Annotated in this window: 3 protein-coding genes; all 3 read right to left on the bottom strand. The window is 66.5% G+C overall.

Annotated elements, in window-relative coordinates; genetic code table 11:
* Window positions 1-239 (bottom strand): type II secretion system protein (locus AC1DUQ_RS20135; protein WP_477074459.1); only part of this gene is annotated, 239 nt, incomplete at its 3' end.
* A 161-nt stretch (window positions 240-400) separates the two neighbouring features.
* On the bottom strand, window positions 401-1,633 hold the full coding sequence (locus AC1DUQ_RS20130) for a type II secretion system F family protein (RefSeq protein WP_477061978.1): 1,233 nt from the start codon (window positions 1,631-1,633) through the stop codon (window positions 401-403).
* A partial coding sequence (locus tag AC1DUQ_RS20125; RefSeq protein ID WP_477074458.1) for a type IV pilus twitching motility protein PilT occupies window positions 1,633-2,836 on the bottom strand: 1,204 nt, incomplete at its 5' end. The genes AC1DUQ_RS20125 and AC1DUQ_RS20130, both read right to left, overlap by 1 nt.

Below are 2,836 nucleotides of genomic sequence, written 5' to 3'. Positions count from 1 at the left end.
GTCCCGCTGGAGGTGATCGCCAGCGTGCCGGTGCCGTCGACGAAATAGGTGGCGATCTCCTTGCCGAGCGTCGAGACGTCTGCCTTGGTCGACGTGTCACGAGCCTTCTGGCGCTGGCTCAGGAACACCGGTATCGCGATGGCGGCAAGGATGCCGATGATGATCATGACGACGAGGAGCTCGATAAGGGTGAAGCCCTTATCCCTCTTCTCGATGGACGTGCGGACGCGAGCGATCATGCCGATCTCCCAGGGAGTCAGGAAGGAATGTGCGGATTCATTGACGGCCCGGAGGCCGTCTGTTCGGGTGGTGCAAGGGATCAATCGGCCGCGGCGGACGCACTCTTGAGCGGGCCTCGGCGGAGAGTCGGCATTCACCCGTCCGCGTCACTGCAGGGAGATCAGTTGATGAGGTTGAACACACCGAAGATGGGCATGTACATGGCGATGACCATGGAACCGACGATCGCGCCGATGACGACGATCATGAGCGGCTCGATCAGGCTCGTGAGCTGCTCCGTGGTCGACTCGACCTCGTCGTCGTAGAAGTCGGCGACCTTGGCCAGCATCGTGTCGAGCGCTCCGGTGTCCTCACCGACGGCCATCATCTGCACGACCATCGGTGGGAACACCGGGTGCTGGGACAACGGCCCGGCCAGGGACTCGCCGCGTCGGACGGACTCCTGAACCGCCTTGGCCGCACGTTCGATGACGAGGTTGCCGCTCGTCTCACCGACGATGTCGAGCGCCTGCAGGAGCGGGACGCCGGCGTGGATCATGGTGCCGAAGTTGCGGGTGAACCGCGAGACCGCGATCTTCCGGAACAGCTGCCCGAAGACGGGCACCTTGAGCTTCCACGGGTCCAGGCGCTCGCGGATGCCCCGGTCGTTCTTGTGCTTGCCCCACCACACGGTGAAGATCACGAGCGCGATGATCAGCGGGATGATCGTGATCTTGAGGGCCTGCGACATCCACATGAGGATCTGCGTCGGGAGCGGGAGCGTCCCGCCGAGGTCCGAGAACATCCCTGCGAAGACCGGGACGATGAACAGCAGCATGCCGGCAGTGGCCAGGATCGCGATGACGAACACCACGACCGGGTAGGTCATCGCGGACTTGATCTTGCCGCGGAGCTTGACCTCGGCCTCGAAGTTGTTCGCGACCGACACGAGCGTCTGGTCGAGGAAACCACCGACCTCGCCGGCCTTGACCATGTTGATCATCAGCGGCGGGAAGACGTCGACGTGCTTGCCGAGCGCGGTCGAGAACGCGGTGCCGATCTCGACGTCGTTGCGCACCTGCGCGACGACCTTCGCCAGCGGCTTGGACTCGGTCTGCTCCGCCAGGATCGTCAGAGCCCGGAGGAGTGAGAGGCCGGCGTCGATCATCGTGGCGAGCTGCCGCGACATGATCGCGAGGTCCTTGAGCGTGATCTTGTTGCCGCCGAAGCCCGGGATGTTGATCTCGGCGTTCATGCCGCCGGTCGACACCTCGGAGATGGAGACGGCGGCGAGCCCCATCTCCCGCAGCCGGTTGGCCACTGCCGCCTGGTTGGTCGCCTCGACGCGACCCTTGACGATCTTGCCGCCCTTGTCCCGGACGGCGTACTCGTACGTCTTCGTCCCGCCGGCCATCAGAAGGCCTGGCTTCCGAAGGCGGAGCCACCCATGCTGGCCTGGTCACCCAGGCCGGCGGCGCCCTGCGAGCCGCCGGAGAAGCGGCCGGTCAGTCGGTTGAAGTCCTCCACGTGATGGCACTTCTCCAGCCCGGTCTCGTAGGTGATCTTGCCCGTCTTCACCAGCTCGGACAGGTGCTGGTCCATGGTGTGCATGCCCTGCTTGGCGCCTGCCTGCATCGCCGAGTAGATCTGGTGGGTCTTGCCCTCACGGATGAGGTTGCGGATGGCGGGGGTGGCGACGAGCACCTCCGTGGCCACCGCCCGGCCCGGCGAGTCGGAGCGCTTGGCCAGCGTCTGGCAGACGACCCCCTGCAAGGCACCGGCCAGCTGGGTGCGTACCTGGGACTGCTGGTGCGCGGGGAACACGTCGATGACGCGGTCGATGGTCTGCGCCGCGTCCTGGGTGTGCAGCGTGGCGAAGACCAGGTGACCGGTCTCGGCCGCGGTCAGGGCCACCGAGATCGTCTCGAGGTCGCGCATCTCGCCGACCAGGATGATGTCGGGGTCCTGCCGGAGCACGTGCTTCAGGGCGTTGGCGAAGGAGTGCGTGTCCTGGCCGACCTCGCGCTGGTTGACCACGCACTTCTTGTGCCGGTGGAGGAACTCGATCGGGTCCTCGACCGTCATGATGTGGTCCTCGCGCGTCCGGTTGGCGAGGTCGACGATCGAGGCGAGGGTGGTCGACTTGCCGGAGCCGGTGGGTCCGGTGACGAGCACGAGCCCGCGCGGCATGCCCGCGAACGTGCCGACGACCGCAGGGATACCGAGCGCCTCGAGCGGCTTGATCTCGTAGGGGATCACGCGGAAGGCGGCGCCGATGGACTCGCGCTGCTGGTAGATGTTCACGCGGAACCGCGCGAGACCGCGCACGGAGTAGGACAGGTCGAGCTCGAGGTTGGTCTCGAACTTCTCCCGCTGCTTCTGCGTCAGGAACGCGTACAGCGTGCGGCGCAGACCCTCCGGCATCACCTGGCCGAAGCCGTCGAGCGCCTTGAGCGAGCCGTTGATGCGCACCATCGGCGTCGTGCCGGTGGTGAGGTGCACGTCGGACGCACCGAGCCGGACCATCTCGGTGAGGATCTCGTCGATCGGGAGGTCACCCTCCTGCTGCTCCTGACCCATGCCGCGGCGCTGCCCGCGGTCGCGGGCCGGGGCGGCC

The sequence above is a fragment of the Cellulomonas sp. P4_B5_2 genome (genome assembly GCF_056402235.1).
Note: the sequence above shows the minus strand (reverse complement) of the source record. Positions and strands in the feature narration are given on the sequence as shown.

Bases quoted from the DNA above. Each gene is read 5' to 3' on its own strand.
- AC1DUQ_RS20130 (WP_477061978.1), bottom strand. From the start codon at position 1,633: ATGGCCGGCGGGACGAAGACGTACGAGTACGCCGTCCGGGACAAGGGC.